At 55.4% G+C, this 20557-nt stretch carries 20 protein-coding genes and 2 tRNA genes; 12 read left to right on the top strand and 10 right to left on the bottom strand.

The annotated features are described in order from the left end of the window. Nucleotides 1-224: 224 nt before the first annotated feature. Complete coding sequence (locus VCK47_RS07085) at nt 225-1007, bottom strand: transglutaminase family protein (RefSeq protein WP_322891707.1); 783 nt, start codon at nt 1005-1007, stop codon at nt 225-227. 398 nt (nt 1008-1405) lie between these two features. Then, nucleotides 1406-1480 (bottom strand) — tRNA-Gln (locus VCK47_RS07080). A 248-nt stretch (nt 1481-1728) separates the two neighbouring features. On the opposite strand from VCK47_RS07080, the gene VCK47_RS07075 reads away from it, so the two are divergent. The 7 genes from VCK47_RS07075 (at nt 1729) to VCK47_RS07045 (ending at nt 6776) form a co-directional block, all read left to right on the top strand. Continuing rightward, nucleotides 1729-2685 carry a hypothetical protein gene (locus VCK47_RS07075; protein WP_322889998.1) on the top strand — a complete coding sequence of 319 codons (957 nt, stop codon included), beginning with the start codon at nt 1729-1731 and terminating at the stop codon, nt 2683-2685. A gap of 151 nt (nt 2686-2836) precedes the next feature. Next, the gene (locus tag VCK47_RS07070) at nt 2837-3325 is read left to right on the top strand and encodes a hypothetical protein (protein WP_322889997.1); all 489 of its coding nucleotides are present in this window, start codon (nt 2837-2839) and stop codon (nt 3323-3325) included. Beyond that, nucleotides 3282-3824, top strand: a complete 543-nt coding sequence (locus VCK47_RS07065) for a hypothetical protein (RefSeq protein WP_322889996.1) — start codon at nt 3282-3284, stop codon at nt 3822-3824. The genes VCK47_RS07070 and VCK47_RS07065 overlap by 44 nt, the downstream gene beginning before the upstream one ends. Before the next feature lie 308 nt (nt 3825-4132). Continuing rightward, nucleotides 4133-4330 (top strand): hypothetical protein, encoded by a 198-nt coding sequence (locus VCK47_RS07060; RefSeq protein ID WP_322889995.1) that lies wholly within the window; start codon nt 4133-4135, stop codon nt 4328-4330. Nucleotides 4331-4390: 60 nt separating this feature from the next. Beyond that, nucleotides 4391-5596 (top strand): DUF6538 domain-containing protein, encoded by a 1206-nt coding sequence (locus VCK47_RS07055; protein ID WP_322889994.1) that lies wholly within the window; start codon nt 4391-4393, stop codon nt 5594-5596. After that, nucleotides 5590-5763 carry a hypothetical protein gene (locus tag VCK47_RS07050; RefSeq protein ID WP_322889993.1) on the top strand — a complete coding sequence of 58 codons (174 nt, stop codon included), beginning with the start codon at nt 5590-5592 and terminating at the stop codon, nt 5761-5763. Before VCK47_RS07055 ends, VCK47_RS07050 begins: the two co-directional genes overlap by 7 nt. A 302-nt stretch (nt 5764-6065) precedes the next feature. Next, the gene (locus VCK47_RS07045; RefSeq protein WP_322889992.1) at nt 6066-6776 is read left to right on the top strand and encodes a hypothetical protein; all 711 of its coding nucleotides are present in this window, start codon (nt 6066-6068) and stop codon (nt 6774-6776) included. A gap of 280 nt (nt 6777-7056) precedes the next feature. On the opposite strand, the gene VCK47_RS07040 is transcribed toward VCK47_RS07045, so the two are convergent. From VCK47_RS07040 to VCK47_RS07030, 3 genes are all read right to left on the bottom strand, one after another. Continuing rightward, the gene (locus VCK47_RS07040) at nt 7057-7428 is read right to left on the bottom strand and encodes an HNH endonuclease (RefSeq protein WP_322889991.1); all 372 of its coding nucleotides are present in this window, start codon (nt 7426-7428) and stop codon (nt 7057-7059) included. Next, nucleotides 7428-8798 carry a primase-helicase family protein gene (locus tag VCK47_RS07035; RefSeq protein ID WP_322889990.1) on the bottom strand — a complete coding sequence of 457 codons (1371 nt, stop codon included), beginning with the start codon at nt 8796-8798 and terminating at the stop codon, nt 7428-7430. The genes VCK47_RS07040 and VCK47_RS07035 overlap by 1 nt, the downstream gene beginning before the upstream one ends. 357 nt (nt 8799-9155) lie before the next feature. Continuing rightward, a complete protein-coding gene (locus tag VCK47_RS07030) occupies nt 9156-10652 on the bottom strand; it encodes an RNA-directed DNA polymerase (RefSeq protein ID WP_322889989.1) in 1497 nt (498 codons plus the stop codon). 437 nt (nt 10653-11089) lie between these two features. Here VCK47_RS07030 and VCK47_RS07025 point away from each other — a divergent pair, with 437 nt between their 5' ends. From VCK47_RS07025 to VCK47_RS07015, 3 genes are all read left to right on the top strand, one after another. After that, nucleotides 11090-12382 carry an AAA family ATPase gene (locus VCK47_RS07025; protein ID WP_322889988.1) on the top strand — a complete coding sequence of 431 codons (1293 nt, stop codon included), beginning with the start codon at nt 11090-11092 and terminating at the stop codon, nt 12380-12382. A 10-nt stretch (nt 12383-12392) separates the two neighbouring features. After that, on the top strand, nt 12393-13316 hold the full coding sequence (locus VCK47_RS07020; RefSeq protein WP_322889987.1) for a DUF4435 domain-containing protein: 924 nt from the start codon (nt 12393-12395) through the stop codon (nt 13314-13316). Nucleotides 13317-13755: 439 nt separating this feature from the next. Then, a complete protein-coding gene (locus tag VCK47_RS07015; RefSeq protein ID WP_322889986.1) occupies nt 13756-13944 on the top strand; it encodes a hypothetical protein in 189 nt (62 codons plus the stop codon). Between the two features lie 128 nt (nt 13945-14072). On the opposite strand, the gene VCK47_RS07010 is transcribed toward VCK47_RS07015, so the two are convergent. The 5 genes from VCK47_RS07010 to VCK47_RS06990 all read right to left on the bottom strand — a co-directional run bounded on the left by VCK47_RS07010 (nt 14073) and on the right by VCK47_RS06990 (nt 18565). Continuing rightward, nucleotides 14073-14147, bottom strand: a tRNA-Gln gene (locus VCK47_RS07010). A gap of 64 nt (nt 14148-14211) precedes the next feature. Beyond that, complete coding sequence (locus VCK47_RS07005) at nt 14212-15498, bottom strand: mechanosensitive ion channel domain-containing protein (RefSeq protein WP_322892272.1); 1287 nt, start codon at nt 15496-15498, stop codon at nt 14212-14214. Between the two features lie 61 nt (nt 15499-15559). Continuing rightward, a complete protein-coding gene (gene kdsA, locus VCK47_RS07000; protein ID WP_322889984.1) occupies nt 15560-16393 on the bottom strand; it encodes a 3-deoxy-8-phosphooctulonate synthase in 834 nt (277 codons plus the stop codon). Beyond that, nucleotides 16393-17928: a capsule biosynthesis protein gene (locus VCK47_RS06995; RefSeq protein ID WP_322889983.1), complete on the bottom strand. Its 1536-nt coding sequence runs from the start codon at nt 17926-17928 to the stop codon at nt 16393-16395. Before VCK47_RS06995 ends, kdsA begins: the two co-directional genes overlap by 1 nt. Continuing rightward, the gene (locus tag VCK47_RS06990; protein WP_322889982.1) at nt 17912-18565 is read right to left on the bottom strand and encodes an ABC transporter ATP-binding protein; all 654 of its coding nucleotides are present in this window, start codon (nt 18563-18565) and stop codon (nt 17912-17914) included. The genes VCK47_RS06995 and VCK47_RS06990 overlap by 17 nt, the downstream gene beginning before the upstream one ends. Before the next feature lie 273 nt (nt 18566-18838). Between VCK47_RS06990 and VCK47_RS06985 the strand changes: the two genes are divergently transcribed. Together VCK47_RS06985 and VCK47_RS06980 are read left to right on the top strand one after the other, a co-directional pair. Further along, complete coding sequence (locus VCK47_RS06985) at nt 18839-19708, top strand: NAD(P)-dependent oxidoreductase (protein ID WP_322889981.1); 870 nt, start codon at nt 18839-18841, stop codon at nt 19706-19708. A 4-nt stretch (nt 19709-19712) separates the two neighbouring features. Continuing rightward, the gene (locus tag VCK47_RS06980; RefSeq protein WP_322889980.1) at nt 19713-20495 is read left to right on the top strand and encodes an SseB family protein; all 783 of its coding nucleotides are present in this window, start codon (nt 19713-19715) and stop codon (nt 20493-20495) included. Nucleotides 20496-20557: the final 62 nt, after the last annotated feature.

Raw genomic sequence — 20557 nt, 5'->3', positions numbered from 1 at the left:
TCGGTTTTTTAATGCGAATTCAGCCAGTACGTTTCTTGCGACGTGTGATGCAGGATTTCATCGCGGTCAGCACGGGTGATCCTTACCATTTCGCCCAGAGGGATCGGCAGCTTTCGGCAAGAGCCGTCCGTCGCTGTGCTCACCACGAAGGCCCGCTTTGGGCCGTTTGCGGCGTCGGATTGCTGGGCAACCTTGATCAGCATTTCAATGCAAATGACAGATTACTACTCCGCATCTACTGACACACGAATGCGTTGGTGGATCAGTGTCGCCTCCTTTTCGGTCTCCATGAACGAGACATCTGCGGCATCCCGTCCAGTTCCGATGATTGCCAGACCGCTTGCCGTACTCATGCCGGTTGCATCGACAAGGTGCCATGCCCCGTCCAGCCAGACCTCTGCAACAGCATGGAAATCAGCAGGATCAACATCGGCCCCATAACCTGTCACATAGCGGGCGGGGATATTTGCCGCGCGCGCGAGGCCGCAGACCAGCTGGGCGTAGTCCCGACAGACCCCTTGGCGCATGACGAAGGTATCATAAGCAGTCGTGGTGCCACACGAGCTGCCCGGAACATAAGCAAGCGACGATGATGTCCAGTCGTGGATCGCGGCGATCTTTGCGCCGCCCTCCAGATGACCGAACCGCGCGTCAGCAAAGGGGCGCAGCATATCCGACGGACAGAGGCGGGACGGCCTGAGATAAGTCGCCACGTCTTTTGGCAGCGCATGTAAAGGTGTGGCCGCAAGGCTCGGCAGGTCAACATCGGGTCTGATTACGTCGACCTTTGCACTATAGCGCAGCCTGAGATTGCCGCCCTTGGTAATTGCCCGGACCTTCTGGCCGACATTACCTTCTCCATCGATCCAGCGCAGAGTTGAATTCTCGATATCAAGATCGCTCGACAGCACGGTCTGTCCGGTCGTCTGCGCCACGGTGATGATCAACAAAGCCGGATCGTCGCCCTCAAGCGCGTAGTTCATGTCCACGTCGATAGCCAATCTCATAGGATGTACGCCTGCTGTAGCCTTGGGGTGATATCGTCATGCCGAGCGGCCAAAAAGTCGACCGCGGCTGGAATGAACGGCTGCTTCAATGATGCAGACCGACGGTATGCCATTGGCGCGGAACGACGGCAATGGGCCGGTCGCGGCAAAGCTTGCATTGCTGCACGGGTCAACGTGATGACGACCCAAGTCTGTCCGGACTGAACAATGCGACCGCGTTGACGGATAGGTGATGCACATGACGACTCCCGGTAAGGCGAGAGCGAAAGATTTCACTGACAGACCCTGAGGCGGGAGCTTCACATCTGCTGCTGTGATGCAGGGATGTGATGCAGTGGGGTGAAACCACCGCAGCCGCAACAAACGGGCCTATATAAATCAGTGCTTTAAGTGAAAGCTGGCTGGGATGGTAGGATTCGAACCTACGATACACGGTACCAAAAACCGATGCCTTACCACTTGGCTACATCCCATCAGCGTGGCGCTGGATACTGCGAAGCGGGGGGCGGTTCAAAGTGGGGGCCAAGTCGTTGCTTGGGGCAGCGCTTGGGGCGGTGACCCAAATCAGAAGCTCACTATAGGTTGTTCCAATGTCAAAGTGCTTGTTTTGACGGAGCCATTTTTTTCTTGACCGCGTTATCGCAACTGGGCAAGCTTCTTATGTAATATTCAAATTTACTGGACGGATTGATAACTTTCTCTGGCTGGGGGAGTAGCAATAATGAACAATAAGTTTCAATGTGACGTTGATCCGGACCTACCGGCTTCAGAGATTCGCACTACAACTTTTGGTCGTGGTGAAAGAGAACAAGAGCAACATATTGTTGTTTCACCTCGAGAAATTAGTCTGCGCACTGGCCGAAATGTGGATGCCATCATTTTCGATGGGAAGCGTTTCGGCGGGGGTGGTGGAGGTCCGCACGATGGATATGTGATGTCTGGCGATGATTACATATCCACGATAATCGCTCGGCACGGAGCGCGCCTTGATGCAGTTCGGTTTGAAACCAAATCAGGCCTATTCGTCGGAGGTGGTGGTGGAGGGGGTAAGCGGTCATTACTTGAGGATGTAAACGCATATAAGTTCAAGGTTGGAGTTGGTAGGGGGGGGAGTAGCAACTCGCTAAGGATCACTAGCCTAACTGTAGAGTACGTAAAGCCATATTATCAATCTCAGCTTTTGCATACTGCCCCAGCGATATTTTCACTGGTTTCACCTCGGCAGATGTATCAGTCTGTAGTGAGCGAAGAAATTCGGAGGCTTGATGCTTGGAAAACGATTCTTCAAAGACAACAAACGATTGAATTAAAACAATCAATCACGGCCGAGATTGTAAAAGGTGTTTCTGCTACTCGCAGCCTTACATTTACCGATCAGCGGACTACGACGCGCGAAATCCGAGAGGAAATCGAGAAGACTGTGAAAAGTTCAGAGACGAACTCAATAGTTCAGGGTGATGAGTACGGATTTGTTGTCGGGAATGTTGATATTTTGTGTAATCCTGCAGAGGGGGTGTACTTTGTCCCTCGTGGTACACCCGCATTAATTACTGTCAAGAGCGATGAATATAATAGATTGGCTGGCTACTGGAGCTTTGTCGGTGGTCGTGCAGCTGAAACTGTCACTGGGCTAGGCTCAAATGTGTTCCATGGAGTTCCTTTACTTGAAGAAGTGTAGGGTGGTGTAGACTAGTACATGGTCAAGAATTTATGATTTTGTAATTGAAGGTGTGAGGCTATCAGAAGCTCAGAAGGGTTCGTATTTAAATGGAGGCACTGTATTACTGTGATGGCCGATTCATCCTTGGTTATAAAATGTAGTAGTTGATATGAGCGAGTATTCACCTCCAGAGGCTATAGTGGTCCTGCTGAATGCAATCAGGGCACAAATTGATATAGTATCGACGCTATCGTCTCTTGGGCTGGGCGCAATAATTTTTACTTGGGGGCGAGTTCTTCAAATTTTTAACGATGCGGATTTCTCAGGATTTCGTAAATCTGGATTTTTATTATTTCCGGCACTCTTACTAGTTTCAGCAATCGTGATTGGATATCTCGCAGGATCACTTATGACAGGTTACTATTCGGAAGTTGCTAGGGGTATCAACGTAACGAGTGGAGCAAAAATTGAGGACAACCGCCTCTACTATTTCGAATCCTACGAAGCAATCTTTCACTGGATGATGTTGAGTCAACTTTGTAGTGGGGCTTTTGGAGTACTTATGATGGTCGCATGGTTTGCATGGAACATCTGGCTAGGGAGCCCAAAGAAAAATGACACGAATTCAAACGATTTTGAGCCTTCAAACATTACTTAGCTTCATATCAGTGCCATTTACTTACGCACAAGATGCTATGGCCCTTATAGAAGATTTGCAATTGGCAGTTCCTGCGATGATAGAAGATTCTACTTCGGTGCTACTGCCTTTTGCTATGGAGTGGGACATGCAGGCTTCCGCGTTGCATGATAAAGGCTTTGTCGTCATGCCCAGTGAGTATCAAGCGTTAGCAGTTGGCGATAGTGCTCGTTTGAACCAAAGCATTACTGCCTTGGCCAAAAATGAGAGCGCCATGAGGCTATATACTGACAATGCTGCGATTGCTGCGTTCAACCAAGTTTACCAACAAGCGTCGAACGAAGGATCCTCGATCGGTATGATTCCTCGGGACGATGCTTTGCTTTACTGGGTACTCTCGAGGTCGATCATCGAAGGTCCGGATGCGATCTCTAACTTCCGCGAAGTAGACGGCTCACAAGAGTTATGCCTTCCGCCATTCATACGTTGCACTCCCCCGAATCCCAGCCCACCGGAGTAGATAAAGACAACTTAAGAGAGAAATCCACTTGTGACTCTTGTTCAGTTCTTGCGGATATTCTTTCTTTTTCTTCCTTATTCAGGGATTCAAAGGCGAGAAAACCGTGAAACCTCCTGTATCTAGAATAGAAGCAATCACAGGAGCTTAGCTATGAAGACCCTTGCAACCCTCGGCGTTCTCGCCGGGGGATTTCTTTTTGTGCCCTTTCCAAAAGCAGTAATCGCCATAGTCCTATGGACTGCCTGCCGATCCCATCCAGCCGTAGGTGCGCTGGTGCTACTCGTTCTGGTCGCAACGGGGGGCAGGCGATGACCATGAAAATCCGTCCCGGTGATATCGTGACCATTTCGGCCTTCGATGACGTGCCAGAACACCTGTTCCGCGTGGACGAGGTGCTGAACGACTGCGTGACCGGAGTGGCCCTCACGGGGCCGCTGGCGGGAGAGTATGGCGAACCTGACCTCTCCTTAGTGGCTGGGATCTCTCCAGACCATCAAAGCCGCTGAACCCAATCAGAAAATTCAAATCACCAATCAAGCTGGGGCGGATGCCCCAAAGGAGGAGTCATGCGTATTCCTTACGCGTATCTGAAACAGCAGACGTGGCTGTATCGTCGGAACTACCCACGTGACCTGCAGCCGATGCTGGGGCAGGCGCTGAAACAGTCCCTGAAGACCGGGGATACCAAGACAGCGAAGATGCGGGCGGCAGAGGTCAACTCGAAGTTCGAGGAGATCGTGGCCAAGGCTCGAGAAGGCATCGTGCTGGAGCGTTCCCAGCCGATCAAGGTGGCTGCCCCGGTCTTTGCTCCGTCGAACCCGATCATCGGTCGGAAGACGGTCAAGGAGCTTGCTGCTGAGTACCTGCGGCGTCGGTCTGGTGAGCTGCGTCCCGGTGGCTTCAAGTCGGTCCGGTTTTCGATTGGCTTGATCATGTCGCTCTATGGGACACGGCAGATTGGGTCACTGTCCAGAGAGGACGGTCGGAGGTTCGCGTCATTGGTGGCGCAGCTTTCACCGCACGTTGGCAAGTCGTTTCGGAACCGGTCACTTGGTCTGGAACAGCTTATTGCCAAGTCTGACGGGGTGAAGATCACGGCGCAGACCCAGAAGCGCATTCTCTCGCAGGTCTACCACTTCCTCGACTGGGCCTACCACCATGGCCACAGCCCTCAACTGGACTTCTCGGCTGTCAGGGTGGACCAGAAGGGCAGGGTGGCCTCCTACGCTGTCCCGACGGACGAGGAGGTCGATCGAATGTTGGGGGCCGCCAACCCTGTCATAGGGCGCGTCCTGCTGTTCTGCCTGCTGACAGGAATGCGGTCCGGGGAAGCGACTGGCCTGCTCCGGGAGGACTTGGTGTGGAAGGGCAATCTGGGTTGGTTCGCGCAGGTCCGACCAAACCGGGTCCGGCTACTTAAGACCGACGCAGCGGAACGGGTGGTGCCTCTTCACGGGGTGCTGGCTGACCTGCTGCCGTCGATGCCAGACGATCGGCTGTTTCCTGATCTGACGGTATCGGTGGTCACCAAGGCGTTCGCCAAGTTCCGAGCGGAGCTGGAGATAGATCGTCCGGGGCTGGTGTTCCACTCGACCCGGAAGTGGTTCATCACCCAGTGCGAGCGGACAGGGGTGCCCGAACACTTCACTGCGTCCTTGGTTGGTCATCAGTCTGCTCGGTCGGAGAACCGGCTGACCTACGGCATCTATTCGGCTGGCATCAGTGACGAGCAGAAGCGGGCTATCGTGGACGGGATACGGCTGCCATGCTGATCCCTGACATCGACGCCTTCGAGGAGCGGGCGGCAATCATGCAGTACGAGGGCCAACTACGCCGACCTGTTGCCGAAGACCTAGCAGCACAGGAACAAGGCTTTCGGGACGCTGAGCACTATTGGCAGGTGCTGGCGGATTATGTCGTCCACCGGAGGCTGAAATGAAAGACACCTCGGCGGCTACGGCTGCCGGGGTGCTCCACTTTTCTTTTTTCTTCTAACCGGCAGATTCACCCATGTGGAGGAGGCAAAGCTGCATCGGTAGCCCGGAGGAGCGGCGAAAGGCAGCTTCAAACCCTTAACAGACGGTCGTCTATTTCGCCGTCGGTGTTTGCGCTCACCCATTACGGTCTTTGGCGACCGCAGCGATCTATGTCACATTTCAGAGCGGATACTCATTCAATGTGGCTGTTGAATTGGCCAGTGACTTCAATTTATTGAGGTCAAAGCAGTGCTGGGAGATGGCTATGATTACTGAAGCTGACGCACGAGAGCTTGCGGAGAAACTTGCCGAGGCGACTAAACGCGTTGAAAGAGATTACGAAGAGGAAGACATCGGGGGCGAAGAGGACTTTTCAAGCCAACTCTGCGGTCGCTTGAAGGAGACGCTCGACAGTTTTCAGACGGAAACGATAGTTTGGCAGGTCGAGACGGACGAAGCTGGAACTGGCAGGGGTACTTTTAAGGCTAGGACGCTGAGTAAAGTCTCTGAAGAGCCATTCTTCGGCGCTGACTTAATTATGGTGATTGATGTCGCTGGTGCTGGATATGAGGTGAAGAAGGGCTTCCTGGCACAAGCGAAGCGGCTGGAGCCGGGAAAATACCTGAGCACCGATGCCTACAATGACCTCCGTAAACAGTGCGGCGATATGCTGAACGTCACCTCGGCGAGCTACGTGTTTCTCTACAGCACCACCGGCGTGACCGTCGTATCAGCTAATGCCGTAACAGCAGCATTGAACCAGGACCTTTGGGCGTTACCAACCTACGACTTAGAAATCCTGTATTACGACTTCGCCATTTGCTGGATCGGCGACCAAAGGCTGCGTACAACGACCCGCCGTTCCCTTAAAGATCTCCGCGCTAGCTTGGATGCGAATGCTGCAATAAAGGTTCTTGGAACCCCTAGGCACAAAGATGCGCCGCCGCGAAAACGGGGAAGGTCAATCCAACTGTAGAACAGGCATCCTGATATGCAGGATGTCTTTGCTTCGGAAGCAGGTTTGGCACTGACTTTGGCAGGCCGCCGCCACCCAGTAGCTACTCTTGGAAACAGGAGCCGGATCCCTGCCTGATTTTACCCAGATGGCTGTTTAGGGTCTTCTCGCACGGCGGAGGAGCCCACTGCAGCCGATGACTTTTGAGGTGAACTGACGTGGTGATGGGAAGAGGCCCGAAGGCCTCCCCTGAGGGTGTGACGGGTGTGTCCTTTTTCACTCGTGCAGGGCATTGGAACAGCTAGAGGTATCGGTGGTCTATCCCGTTGGCCCAGTGATCCCAGTCGTCGCGCTGGTTATCGGCCCGCGTCCCCTTCTGCAGGTGGTCGGGATTAATGCACAGGCGATTATGGCATCGGTGGCGAATTACATCGTGATAGCTGGGCACCTCCTGATTTAATGCGCAATAGATAAAGCGGTAGGCTGCGTACTGTTGCCCTTGAAACCGTACCTTCCTGACTGTGTTGGTGTTGGTGACGATGCAGCCTTCCTCTGTCCGTCTTCCATCCCTCACGAGGCGGTTGGCCAACGCTTCAGCTTCGGCGGAATGGTTTTCATGGATGTGCATCCAGCGCTGCTCGGAGTCATCGAGGAACATGAAATGCTGGGTCATCAGTTAAAGTCCTCCTTCGACAGGTGAGCCGCGATAGCTTCCGCCGTTCCGTCCGGCCTGACGATGTTACCGTCAGCGACATGGAAGCCCGGTTTCATCCAGAGGGCGCGCGCATAGTCCTTTCCACCCCACTTCACCTGTGTCTGGGTCCAGCCAAGCTCCTGCATCATGTGGCGGGTACGATTGCCGTTTTGTCGCAGGTCCTTGGTGATGTACTCCTGAACAGTGGCTTGGGGGACAACATGTAGCCCAAGGTCCGCCAGATACTCACTCAGCTGGTCTAGGATAGTCTCGCCAGACGTTCCCAGTAGCTGGCGCATGATAGCCGTGCCGTCCCGCTCGGTGTTCAGACTCTTCGGGTTGAAGGTAACGCTGACCCGACGGTGCATGAGTGCGTTAAATAGGGCCGCTACCTCGTCGGGGTTAGCCAGTGCCTCGTATACCCCCGCTACCACTGCAGAGAAGTCGGCAGCCCTTGGTCCTGAGGAATGGCCATCATGGTCAGTCTGAACGACGAAGTATCGCCGTTCCCCACTCTCCATCCACGTCGGCAGGTGGTTGGTGGTAAACACGAAGCAGGAGATCAGGGGCGTACTTTCAGCCTCTCGCCCCTTCCGTTCTGTCAGCGTCTCCGTGTCCGTGATGTAGGTCTTGAGAGCGTTGGCCTGCTTTGACTCTGATCGCAGCGATAGCTCTTCGCACACCACCAACCGGCTCGTGAGAACCTGCGCGTTGAACCGAGCGACGAGACTGTCGACGTTGTTCTGCGTGGTGCTGTTTTCGATGCCATGCAGCTGCTTTAACACGTCGCAGAAGGTGCTTTTCCCGGTGCCCTTTGCCTTGGAGTAAAGCAGCAAAGACCAGCTTGGCCGGTCATTTTCGTTCTGCAAGGTCCAAGCCACCCAGTCCAAGACCTGCCGCCGTTCCTTGGGATTCGGGAACAGGGTCCGAAACAGTGGCCCGAAGTGACCGTATCTCGCTCGGTTCACACCTCGCTGGCGATACTCTGGCTTGCGCCATGTGTTGATTGCCACCGTACCGTTCGGGTTCCAGACAAGACGAGCCGCCTCGCCGGGATAGCTCCGTAGCTGGCCACCCCACACCGGGATGCTGCGGTTCTGATCAGTATGTTGGAGTTCGATCCCGACCCTGAAGACGGTTTTCATCGTCTCCACGGTCAAGGCAATGTCCGGCAGTTCCCTGCCAACCATGTTCATGAATGTCTGCTCGACGTCCCGGCGTGACAAGGCCTGAGTGGGCTGGTCGATATGATAGAAGCGGTTTTCCTGCCTAAGGTACCGCGCCGCCAGCAGCCTTGTAAGTCGGTCTTGCTCTGGCGTCAGATTGGTTAGTGTATTCGTGGAATTCATTCATTGATGTTCCGATAGGCTATACGTGATGTAGGCCCCCATTTTGTTGAAGTTTGGCCAATGAACTCGGCAGGTAGAGATGCCGCGTGGTCGTCGATAGTCATATCGATCCGTGCCAAGCATGAAGGTGTTACTGCCTTGTCAGAGCCGGTTTCTAGGCTCCCGTGACACCCGCAGAAAAAGCGAGCCGATCGACTCGCATGATTGGCATTGGCTTGATCGCACGCGGGTATCATGTGGCAGCCGCCGAAGCATTGACTGCGGTTTTTCTGCTGTATCTCTACCTTTACAGTCCCCTGGAAGGTGGCCCCTAGCTAGCAGGACGCTTTCGCACCGGAAAACTAGGCCTCAAGCGCCTCAGTATAGCCACGCATTCTGCTTAAATAGCTCGACTTCTTCCGGCGTCATGACCTCAGGAGCGTCCGCAGCATCCCTGACGACGATTTTTGACGCGCTCAATGCTTCGATCAGGGCTTTGCCGGAAATCCAGTCGTTGTTCCAGAGATCGACCTCGCCACCATTCACGATCCGGCAGAGGAACTCGTCGCTTGTGTATTCAATACCCACGGCCCTCGGTTTGGTGACGCGCTGTAGCCATACTTCAAGATACCCGTTGTTCGGGACCTTGCTCATTTTCTTGTAAACCTTGTTCCACAGGACTGATTTCTGGTCGCCCGGAGCCAGCGATATCATGTGACTGAGGATGCCTGCGATGGCTGGGAATGCGAGTGGTGACACGACAGCAATGTCTGTCGCGATAGCCACCTGAACCTCAAGGTCTTTGGGTTGTACTTCTTGCTTAATAATCTTGGTGTGAAGCTCGCCCACCAGCCGCCTCAGCGCACCACTATTCGGGTGGAGCCTGCCGAAGGTGTGCAGGCGAAGGAGCTGCTTCTGCAGGGTTTGTGCATTGGATTCACCGAGGTCTTGCAGGTCGATCCCTGCCAGTTTGTCGGGCTTAATTGATCCTTCAATTACGTTGGTCGAGACGTAAGTCTTATCGACGCCTAGCTTCATACCCACAGTTCGCAACTTGTCACTGATCACCTTCAGAATTTCTTCTGCTCGATCATCGTTGTTGGCAAATATTCGATAGTCGTCCTTGTAACGAAGAATGCGGAAATCTTTCGCCTCGCCCAGCTCATCGCTGATCGTCTCATCAACGTAGCCAAGGACCAGCTCCGCTATGAAGTCCATGAGAACAGAGCCCTGCGAAATGCCATTCGTCTGCCCGTAACGCCCTGCACGAATGAAGCTATCTATCTTGTCGCCCAGCAGGCCGTCCTTGCCTCTTGCCTGTTTGGCAGTGTCGCGACCGTGCAGAGCCCAAGCGATGGCGTGCGTATAAATCGACCCGTAGCAGTCGGTGACATCGGTATGCAGCAGATGGCTGAATTCAAGCGACAGCTCCAAAGATCGCTGTTCGACGGCCTGCCACCAATGGCTGACCTGTGCTGCCACATCAGTCTGGTGATCGACGGAGTAAACAGGACTACTGCAGCAGGTGACGATCCCCTTTTCGAAGTCCACCAGCCGTTTGGTTACGAGCGACCAGTTCTCTGGCGTGCAGAGCAGGTTCACTAGTGAGACATAAATCGCTGGATGCATCAGCTCGTAAGGACGCCATGCGAAGCGACCATCTTTGTTGGCAACGAAGCTGTAGTTCACACCGGACAGCAGGTCAGGTTTGCTGAGTTTATGCTCGGTGAAAAAGCCACCCCCTAAGACCTCCGCGACATCGTTCAGGATGGGCTCGAAGCTGATGTAGTCTGGGAAGTCTCCGTTGAAGTAGCTGCTGCCCTTGAGGAAGTGCACCTTGGCTTCTTCGGCACTGAGATTGATCAACTTTTTCAAAATAAATCAGCTCCAATCTACCAGTCGGACGATATCCGACCGAGTGATGATTGCAACAGAGGAGTGTGGCCACATTCTGTGGATACCACTAAGCCGTATGGCGTAAAGCTGTCCCTTACTAGTGGCACTGAGTGCTCAAGCGACCTGAAGGAAGTTGGGATCGGCGAAGTAGAGTATGTTCACGGCGCAACAACACTGCTGAAGTAAGCCCAATATTCCCCCGCGTTCGAGCTGTCACGAGGGTCGGGTTTTTTGCTATGCCGTTGATGGCACGGGCGTTTCGCTACGACACTCCGGCTCACGCAGCTATTTTTTCGACCACCACCAACTTGCCGAGTGGTTAAGAAGTGATATGAACAGCTTGCAGGCAAAGGTAAACAAATGTGTAAACTAGCGCGCTCGGCAAAATTGTCTCTGGCTATAGATGGGGTTAGAATATGCTTGGACTAACTAACTGGCTTGAACATGTTTATGTCGATGGGCTGCATGGAAGCATCGATATCGATGTCTCGTTCAATCCGGGGATAAACATTATCTATGGAGACAACGGTGTAGGTAAAACTACTCTGCTTCACATTATTTCTAACATTGCAAATTTTGACTTCGAAAGATTCAATTATTTGAAGTTTTCATTTATTTCTTTTACAATGAGTAATGGTGATAGAATTGACCTGCTAAAACGAGATGGTTCAAGTGTTCCTCAGGTAATGGTAAACCAGAGACGATTATCCGTCTCAGATGACTCACCAAGAGGCTCAGAAGTTGAGCGAGAGCTTTTTAGTCAATTATTTGGAAAGAGTCCGGTATACATTCCAGCATTCAGAAACGTACTGCAAAAAATAGATGAAAGAAGTAGCGGCAGGTGGAATGCATTAGTCGACCTTAATCTGATTCGAGGATTAGGGGCGAGGAGTGATGGCGAACAGACCGTTGACGCGAAAACAGCACAATGTAGAAGCTGGTTTGGTGACTTTGTACCGACCATTCGATTTCCGAGTGTTGAAGAGGTCGAACAGGAACTCGAGACTTACTGGTCTCGTGCTGATTCAGCAGCGCGCAGGGAAGAATCCAAAATGATAAGCGAGGCAACAAACAAAATACTTGCCGATCTTCTTGGTTCAGAACCTGAATCGATGAAAAATTTGATAGAACGCATTCTCCAGAGTGCACCGGATCATCTGACAGAAAAGGAGTATATGGCAGAGGATTTTTCGCGTGCAATTGCCAATGCGGGGAGAAAGAATAGCAGTAAAGAAATAGATCCAAACTCTCTTGCTGCCATATATATTGATGCTTTAATTAAGGCCCAGGCGAAGCAAAAAAGTCTTTTTTATAAGGCTAATAGGTTTGTCGAATCAATGAATGAGTTCTTACTGCCATCGCGTGAATTCCAGGTATCAGGAGAATATTCAGGCAAGGGTAAACCAAGAATAAACTTCAGAAATAGTGATAGACCAGGATATGGTGTGGGTGGCCTTTCGTCAGGCGAACGTCAACTCCTTACGCTTCTCTACTCAGCCTGGACCCAACCAGGTGAATCGAATCTAATGCTGGTCGACGAGCCAGAAATATCACTGCACATTGATTGGCAAAGGCAGATCCTTACTGAAATGCATAAGCAGAGTAAGCAACAGATCATCGCCTGCACGCATGCTCCTGAAGTCGCTGCTGATATTGAGGAAGGTTACCAAGTGTTTGAGCGTATATCTCGTTTTGGAAAGAACGAGTGAGGATTAGTCAATGGCACAACAGACGGTCAATGGCTACGTCATCTCAGTAGACATTCGGAAAAAGAAGACACTGTTAGTCGAAGGTAATAGTGACAGAAGAATACTTAGGCGACTAGCGGCGAACTGTCCGGGATGTAAACCAGAGAACTTCGTCATCGATACAGCGCAAACCCTTAAAGCACCCGAAGAGTTGGATGAGATTGGTAATAGAGGGAAGGTCCTTCATACATTCGAGAAATTGAAGCAGAGCGAGAAGTTCGCCGTGTTGGTTGATAGGGAGTGGGATGGATTAATCGCGGATGACGGGTCATGGCTGAAATTTAAGAAACCTGATGATACCGAGCGAAAGTACTTCACTCTTGGTCATTCTATTGAAAACTATGGCTTTCAGGAGCCACACTTTGTGCAGATTGTTTTGTCCAGATGCTATGATGGCTTAAGTCAGGATAGCCTAAGTTTGGTGCAAAAGTGTTTCGAGAAGTCTTTAGTGATGGCCCTCGCAGCGTCAAAAGTTATTGCAGAGGAGAGGCTGATAACAAGGGCATCATCAGTGTTTACCTATAATGATTTTGCTTGGACTGTCGAAGGTGATGTAGCCCTGAGGATAGATGGGGATATTGCCACGCGACTTCTGCAGAGGGGAGTAAAAGACCCTAGCGCGCTACTGACAAAAATTAACACTACATATGCGAAAGTGCCTAAGGCATCAAATAGTTTCCCTATTCCACTCTACATTCATGGGCATATTGGATGTGAGGTCATACGATGCGTTATCGCTTCTAAATTGGCTGACATGGGCGTCACTATTCCCGTCGTAAATCAATTTGCACATGAAGGAGCTGAGGCAAGGGAAGCGTCCTTTCGGGAGTATCTTGCTGGCTTATCTGAAATTCCATCGTCACTTCAGCGCGCTCTGGACTTCATCTCGAATTGATCTGGCAAGTAGCTTGCAAATCTGAGGATGTTCATTTCGGCCAACACCATGGAACCTCCAACCGTCCAAGGACATTGCGAAGGGCCGTTCAGTCGCGTCTATGTGCTACTCCGGCCATATCGCACTGTCCACTTCATCCGGAAGTGCGAATAAAGCTCTACTAGATATTGCAAGAATTCTGAACGAAGCCTTGATCCGTTGCCAACTCCTACACGATGTCATCAGAAAACCGCGCAAGCCTCCGTATCTGAAATGATACCAACAACAGGAGGTCATCCAATGCGTATCATATCAGCCCTCGGCGTTCTCGCCGGGGGTTTTCTTTTGTCACCACCACCCAAGGTCGTGCTGTCCACACTGTTCTGGCTGGCAGGCCGATCACACCCAGTGGTCACCCTCGTCTTCACCCTCGCTGTCCTAGCGGCTTGGAGGAAACCCCATGACTGACATACGGGAAGGAGACATTGTGGTCATCAAGGCCTTCGACGGCTGGCCAGAGCATCTGTTCGAGGTCCATGAGGTGTTCGACGACTGCGTGGGCGGTTACTCAATCACAGGGCCGCTGGAGGGGGTCTATGGAGAGCCGGGGTATGGCCTGATCCTGAGGGTCCACACGGCAGCACGATGACAATGAAAATAATGATGACTGGGCTGTCATGGCCCGGTCACACTGGGGCAGCATCTGGGGCAAAACAGCCAGCACGGACCCGCTAAAGCGGTCATGTGTTCATCAACTTTACTTCATGGAGAGTAAGCTGGCTGGGATGGTAGGATTCGAACCTACGATACACGGTACCAAAAACCGATGCCTTACCACTTGGCTACATCCCATCAGCGTGGCGCTGGATACTGCGAAGCGGGGGGCGGTTCAAGCCCCGTTTTGTCAAAAAGCGGACTATTCCTTCGGGCGGTCGGAGCGCAACAGATCTTCGGTGCTGCCAAGGCTGCGTTCGGTATCTACGATGCGGGTCAGGGCGGCATCTTGGGACGGCTCGACATCTTCAATCTGCGTTGTTTCCTTGGGCTTTGGAACAACGTCGCGGTCCCTGACAGCCGGTTCGACGTGCTGTGTGCTTTCGGCAATCGCATCGCGTTCGGTCCAGAGGGCCAGCTTGACCTGGCGCAATGCCTCTCCGCGTGCCAGCGCAAAAGATGTGTCGTGCTGGTTGATCCATCCGGTCACCTGCAATTCGACCGACCCCTGATGCAGTGTCTCGATCCAGGCCTGCGGGCTGGGATCTTTCAGCACAAAAGGCAACGCCTTCATGGTCCGGTTCACCTGTGCAAGCGTTTCATGCAGGTCGGCATCCTGATCGACATGGACCGCGAAACGGAACTGCCGTTCGGCGTTCTGGGTGAAATTGACGATCCGGCTTTTGAAGACGGTCGCGTTGGGGATGCGGATGTGATTGCCGTCCAGCGACAGAAGGATCGTCGCGCGGCTGGTCAGGCGGATCACCTTGCCCACGTCGCCGTTGATTTCGACCACGTCATTGGGGCTGAAGGGTTGCCTGAACGACAACATGACCGAGGCGATGAAGTTCTCGACCGTGTCGCGGACAGCAAACCCGAAGGCGAGGCCGATGATCCCCGCCGCCCCCAGAATCGTGCTGAGCAGGGCGGTCGCGTTCATGATGTCGAGAGCGACGACCATCCCGATCACGATGAAGGCCACCCGCAACAACTGCCGGTAGATATCGGCGACAAAGCTGTTGGGCGCCAGCCGGTCCCACGGCTGTTTCATCCGTGCGAGGGCATAGCCCACCATGACGACCAGCCCTAAGGCCAGCGCCGCAATCAGCGCGAGCGGCAGGAAGATCACCAGCTGTTCGAGCCGTGCTGCGAACCGGTCCACAGCCGGGTTCAGCCGCCGCGCGATGTCGGTGGTTTCGGTCACCTCGTTGCGCACGGCAACGACCCCTTCGATACGGGAAGCAAGCGGTTGCAGGGCCAGCGCCTCGACCGTCGAATTGGTGGTGCCGCGCAGGGTGACGACCCCTTCGTTCACCGTCACGGTGACATCGGCGTAATCGCCCAACTCGTTCATGATCTCGCGCATGCGGGTGGCGATGGCGACATCCTGCACAGCGCTGTTTTCGGTGGCGATCGTGCCTGTGGCGTCTTGTGCGAAACCAGCAGGGGCAGCGGCCAGGAGCAGCAGGATCAACAAATATGCGCGCATCATTTTGGTCCTTTCTGGCAGCGGCCAAGCGTCGTTCCCGCCTTGGAGGAAAGCCCGATCGCTAGACGCGGATCGGGTCCGCCTTTGCCAAAGCATCAAACTGCATCAGGCTTTTGACCAGCGAATCCATCTGCCCGAGCGGGATCATGTTGGGCCCGTCAGAGGGCGCGGTGTCGGGGTCTTCGTGGGTTTCGATGAACACCGCCGCAATCCCGAGCGACACCGCCGCCCGCGCCATCACGGGGGCGAATTCGCGCTGCCCGCCGGATGATCCGCCTTGCCCCCCCGGTTGCTGGACCGAATGGGTCGCGTCCATCACCACCGGATAGCCCATGCGCGCCATCGTCGGCAGCGCCCGCATATCCGCGACCAGCGTGTTATACCCGAATGACGTGCCGCGATCGGTGACAAGGATGCGCCGGTTGCCGGTGCTTTCGATCTTGGCCACGACATTTGGCATGTCCCAAGGGGCAAGGAACTGCCCTTTCTTGACGTTGATGACGGCCCCCGTTTCACCTGCAGCGATCAAAAGGTCGGTCTGCCGGCACAGAAATGCAGGGATTTGCAGCACATCGCAGACCGCAGCCACGGGCGCGCATTGGTCGGCGGTGTGGATATCGGTCAGCACGGGGCAGCCGATACTGTCCTTGACCGATTGCATGACCTTCAGCCCGCCGTCGATGCCAAGCCCGCGCTTGCCGCCCAGTGACGTGCGGTTGGCCTTGTCGAAACTGCCCTTGAAGACGAATTGCGCGCCATGTGCGGCGCAGATTTCGGTCATGCGGCCTGCGATCATCTGGGCGTGATCCGCGCTTTCCAGCTGGCAGGGGCCAGCGATCAGCGTGAGGGGCAGATCGTTGCCGACCTTCAGTTTTCCGATTTCGACAATATGCATCAAGAGCTGACCTGTTCACGTAGGATGGAGGCGGTAAGAGAGATCATCAGGTAAATGCCCGAGAAAATCAAAAACGCCAGGATAGTATTCTCAAAGGCGCGCGGATAGGTCGCCTGATCCGGCAGCACCGGACGCACGCTTTCGGACAGATAGCGCACCTGCCGGTTCGCCTCGATCCGCGCGGTTTCCATCTGGGTCAAGGCCTGCTGGACCATGAGCGTCTGGAACGTGTAGTTTTCTTCGGCTGTCAACAGCTCTGTGTTGCGCGCGGCGAGCGACCCTTGATCGTTGGTCCCGCCGATCAGGTCGGCGCGCAGGTTCACGATCAACCCGTCGATATTGGCGATTTGGTCACGCAGCGCCTGCACCTGCACTTCGCTGGGGCGCTCGACGTTCAGGCGCGATTGCAAGACCAGTTCCAGCCTTTGGCGTTCTCCTTCCAGCGTGGCGATCTGGCCAAGCCGGGTCGCGGATTCGCTGACGGGGTCGATCTGCTGGACCTCCTGCTGGATCGCAAGCCAAGCCGCCAGCGCCTCGGACCGGCGACGTTCCGCGGCCTCATAGCTTTCCTGCGCGCCTTGCATCTGGTCGGCGCGCAGCCGGCTGGTCAACTGATCGACCTGTTCCTCGGCGTAGCCGATCAAAGCCTGCGAGAATTCAAACGCCTTTTCCGGCGAGGCCGCGATGACCTCCATCCTGATCAGCCCCTCGGTCGGGTCATAGCTGATGACGACGTGGCGTTTGAACAGTTTGAACGCCTCTTCATTGGTGGCGTCCGCGTCCAGCCGCTGGATCGCGTCGATGGCAGGGTCGCTGAAATGCGCCTTGAACCCGTGGTCGGCATCCAGCCGCAGCATCGCCTCGCGCGAGGCAAGATAAGACTGCACCGCGATACTGTCCTGCTGGGTCGCCATCGACGTGCCTTGAAACAGGTTCGAAAAACCGCCCGCGCCGCCTTGGGCGGGTTGCGCCTGTTGGATGACGATTTCGGAATTGGTGGCATACATGGGGGTGGCGATATTGTAGAAATACCACCCCACCAGAAAGGTCGGCAGAAAGATGAACACCGCCAGACGGGTCGTCAGCAGCACCAGCTTGCGGCGCCTGCGGCGGGCGATATCGCGCTGGATCTTGATGATCTCTGACGCGTTCTTGTTGGCGCGCTGTATCGCGCGCGCATCTGGCAGCGTGTTGCCCTTGGCGATTGTCTCGGGCAGCTGGACGCGCGCGGGGTTGGCGGGTTTGGGCTGCACCAGTTCCAGAACCGATTGCCGCTGGAACGGGTCGATCCCCGCCAGACGCAACTGCCGGACGGCGTCATAATCCGACCCGACGATCAGGCCCTGTTTCTGGGCCACACGACGCGCCATGCGCAACTGGCGGCCGGTCAGCCCTTCTTGCGCGATGGCGTCAAGCTGGTCCTGCATGGTCTGGGCTGGTTCTGTGACGGGCGCTGGCGGCACGGCTTCGGCCTGCGGTGCAGCGGGTGCATCACGTCGGATACGGAACTTCTGGACCCTAGGTTTGATAGTCATACAGCGCCTTTGCCTCTTCGAGGGTATCGAACATATAAAGCTGCCCGTTGCGCAGCACAGCGGCAGAGCGTGCGAACCGTTCCAGGGTCGCGGCCTGATGCGACACGATGATGATGGTCGTGCTTTCCAGACGCTCGCGCAAGATATCACCCGCCTTGCGGTTGAATTCCGCGTCGGTGGCGCTCGGCATGCCTTCGTCGATCAGGTAGATGTCGAATTCCAGCGCCAGCATCAGCGCAAAGGTGAACCGCTGTTTCATCCCGCTGGAATAGGTGCCGACGGGCATATCAAAATATTCCGCGATCCCGCAAAGCCAGCGACAGAAAGCTTCGACATAATCGGGGTCGAGCCCGTAGATCCGCGCGATATAGCGGCTGTTTTCCATCGCGCTGAGCTTGTTGATCACACCGCCCATGAAGCCCAATGGAAAAGAAATCCGGCAGGTCCGCGTGATCGTGCCTTCGTCGGGTTTTTCAAGGCCCGCCATCATGTTGATCAGCGTTGTCTTGCCGGTGCCGTTGGGCGCAAGGATGCCCAGCGAATTGCCCAGTTCCACGCGAAACGACACCCGGTCAAGGATCACCTTGCGCTGGGTGCCGGTCCAGAAGGATTTGCTGACATTCGCGAATTCCAGCATGGGGTTCCTGTAAAAGGCCTGTCAAAACAGTCTGGGGCAGGTTTGCGGGCCAGACATTAACATGCCCTGATGATGCGCATATTTAGCAAAGATATCCGCGAAATGCGGCCCTAATACAACGACAAAGCCGTGATCGCCCAAAAGCCGCATGGCTTGGGCGGGCTTGCCCTTCCTGTGCGGTCTGACATGATGCGCGGGCAGCTTTGACCGGGGCGGGGCTTGACCCTGCGTGTGACGGCCTATCCTTGCCACAACTGAACAGGACATCGGATCATGACAAAACTCGCTTTTCTCGGCCTCGGGGTGATGGGCTTTCCCATGGCAGGGCATCTGGCCGCCGCGGGGCACGACGTAACGGTCTATAACCGCACCCGCGCCAAGGCGGATGCCTGGGTCGCCAAACATGGTGGCAGCGCCGCCGATACACCCGCCGCCGCCGCCCAAGGGGCCGATATCGTGCTGGCCTGCGTGGGCAATGATGACGACCTGCGCGCTGTCTGCACCGGGCCTGACGGCGCGTTTTCCACGATGGGCAAGGGGGCGATCTTTGTCGATCACACCACGGTTTCCGCCAAGGTCACGCGCGAGCTTTACGCCGCCGCCAAGGATAAAGGTCTCGGCTTTGTCGATGCGCCGATCTCGGGCGGACAGGCCGGCGCGGAGAACGCGCAACTGTCGATCATGTGCGGCGGCGATCAGGCCGATTACGACACGATCAGCGCGGTGATCGCGGTCTATGCCAAGCTTGCCCGCCGGATCGGCGACTGCGGCGCAGGCCAGATGACCAAGATGTGCAACCAGATCGCCATCGCAGGGCTGGTGCAGGGTCTGTCCGAGGCGCTGCATTTCGCCGACAAGGCCGGCCTTGACGGGCATGCCGTCATCGAGGTGATCAGCCAGGGGGCCGCGGGTAGTTGGCAGATGAACAACCGCTACAAGACCATGCTGGACGATCATTTCACCCACGGTTTTGCCGTGGACTGGATGCGCAAGGATCTGGGCATCTGCCTTGATACCGCCAATGAAAACGGCGCGAGCCTGCCAGTGACCGCCCTTGTGGACCAGTTCTACAAGGATGTACAGAAAATGGGTGGCGGGCGCTGGGACACGTCTGCGCTGTTCAAGCGGTTGCAGGCGCTCTGAGCGGATGACCGATCTCGACACCGCCCATGCGGCGATGGAGGCTGCACCCGACGACGATGCCGCGCGTCTGCGGTTCTACGAACGGCTGGCCGACAGCGAAATCTATCTTCTCTTGGGCGGCGAGGCGGAGGGGGACCAGATCACTCCCGCGCTGTTCGATGTGGAAGACGGACAATATGCGCTGATCTTCGACCGCGAAGAACGGCTGTCTGATTTCGTGGGCCGGATCGCCCCCTACGCCGCCTTGCCGGGACGGGCGCTGGTGCAGATGCTGGCAGGGCAGGGGGTCGGGCTGGGCCTGAACCTCGAGGTCGCACCCTCGGCCATGCTGATCCCTGCGGATGCGGTGGACTGGCTGGCCCAGACCCTGTTGCATGCCCCATTGGAAACCGAGGCGCGGCTGACGGCCATCGCCGCGCCGCGCCACCTGCCGCAAAGCGTAATCACGGGACTTGACCGCAAACTCGCCATCGCGGCGGGTCTCGCACGGGCGGCCTATCTGGCCGAAGTCACCTATGACACCGGCGCCAAAGGCCATGTGCTGGCTTTTGTCGATGCGGTCGAAGGTGCCGAAAAGGCGCTGGCCTCTGCGGCAGGCGAGGCGCTGACCTTTTCAGGCATCGAGGCCGGGATGATGGATGTGCTGTTCGTCCGCGCCAGCGACCCGCTGGCCGCACGCTTGGCAAAGGTCGGCCTGCGCTTCGATCTGCCCGAACCCGCTGCTGCCGCCGCCGCCGCTCCTGCCGCCCCCGGCATGGACCCGACAAGGCCGCCCAAACTGCGCTGAGACATTCTCATCTTCCGAGTAAAAATATCCCCGCCGGAGGCCTCGTATTCCGCAGGAATGCG

This window comes from Yoonia sp. 72 (genome assembly GCF_034652275.1).
Taxonomy (GTDB): Bacteria; Pseudomonadota; Alphaproteobacteria; order Rhodobacterales; family Rhodobacteraceae; genus Yoonia.
This window is presented reverse-complemented; position numbering and strand designations above follow the sequence as displayed.

What these genes read in the sequence shown, in the direction of transcription:
- VCK47_RS07085 (WP_322891707.1), bottom strand. Translation starts at nt 1,007, where the DNA reads ATGAGATTGGCTATCGACGTGGACATGAACTACGCGCTTGAGGGCGAC.
- VCK47_RS07075 (WP_322889998.1), top strand. Translation starts at nt 1,729, where the DNA reads ATGAACAATAAGTTTCAATGTGACGTTGATCCGGACCTACCGGCTTCA.
- VCK47_RS07070 (WP_322889997.1), top strand. Translation starts at nt 2,837, where the DNA reads ATGAGCGAGTATTCACCTCCAGAGGCTATAGTGGTCCTGCTGAATGCA.
- VCK47_RS07065 (WP_322889996.1), top strand. Translation starts at nt 3,282, where the DNA reads ATGACACGAATTCAAACGATTTTGAGCCTTCAAACATTACTTAGCTTC.
- VCK47_RS07060 (WP_322889995.1), top strand. Translation starts at nt 4,133, where the DNA reads ATGACCATGAAAATCCGTCCCGGTGATATCGTGACCATTTCGGCCTTC.
- VCK47_RS07055 (WP_322889994.1), top strand. Translation starts at nt 4,391, where the DNA reads ATGCGTATTCCTTACGCGTATCTGAAACAGCAGACGTGGCTGTATCGT.
- VCK47_RS07050 (WP_322889993.1), top strand. Translation starts at nt 5,590, where the DNA reads ATGCTGATCCCTGACATCGACGCCTTCGAGGAGCGGGCGGCAATCATG.
- VCK47_RS07045 (WP_322889992.1), top strand. Translation starts at nt 6,066, where the DNA reads ATGATTACTGAAGCTGACGCACGAGAGCTTGCGGAGAAACTTGCCGAG.
- VCK47_RS07040 (WP_322889991.1), bottom strand. Translation starts at nt 7,428, where the DNA reads ATGACCCAGCATTTCATGTTCCTCGATGACTCCGAGCAGCGCTGGATG.
- VCK47_RS07035 (WP_322889990.1), bottom strand. Translation starts at nt 8,798, where the DNA reads ATGAATTCCACGAATACACTAACCAATCTGACGCCAGAGCAAGACCGA.
- VCK47_RS07025 (WP_322889988.1), top strand. Translation starts at nt 11,090, where the DNA reads ATGCTTGGACTAACTAACTGGCTTGAACATGTTTATGTCGATGGGCTG.
- VCK47_RS07020 (WP_322889987.1), top strand. Translation starts at nt 12,393, where the DNA reads ATGGCACAACAGACGGTCAATGGCTACGTCATCTCAGTAGACATTCGG.
- VCK47_RS07015 (WP_322889986.1), top strand. Translation starts at nt 13,756, where the DNA reads ATGACTGACATACGGGAAGGAGACATTGTGGTCATCAAGGCCTTCGAC.
- VCK47_RS07005 (WP_322892272.1), bottom strand. Translation starts at nt 15,498, where the DNA reads ATGCGCGCATATTTGTTGATCCTGCTGCTCCTGGCCGCTGCCCCTGCT.
- kdsA (WP_322889984.1), bottom strand. Translation starts at nt 16,393, where the DNA reads ATGCATATTGTCGAAATCGGAAAACTGAAGGTCGGCAACGATCTGCCC.
- VCK47_RS06995 (WP_322889983.1), bottom strand. Translation starts at nt 17,928, where the DNA reads ATGACTATCAAACCTAGGGTCCAGAAGTTCCGTATCCGACGTGATGCA.
- VCK47_RS06990 (WP_322889982.1), bottom strand. Translation starts at nt 18,565, where the DNA reads ATGCTGGAATTCGCGAATGTCAGCAAATCCTTCTGGACCGGCACCCAG.
- VCK47_RS06985 (WP_322889981.1), top strand. Translation starts at nt 18,839, where the DNA reads ATGACAAAACTCGCTTTTCTCGGCCTCGGGGTGATGGGCTTTCCCATG.
- VCK47_RS06980 (WP_322889980.1), top strand. Translation starts at nt 19,713, where the DNA reads ATGACCGATCTCGACACCGCCCATGCGGCGATGGAGGCTGCACCCGAC.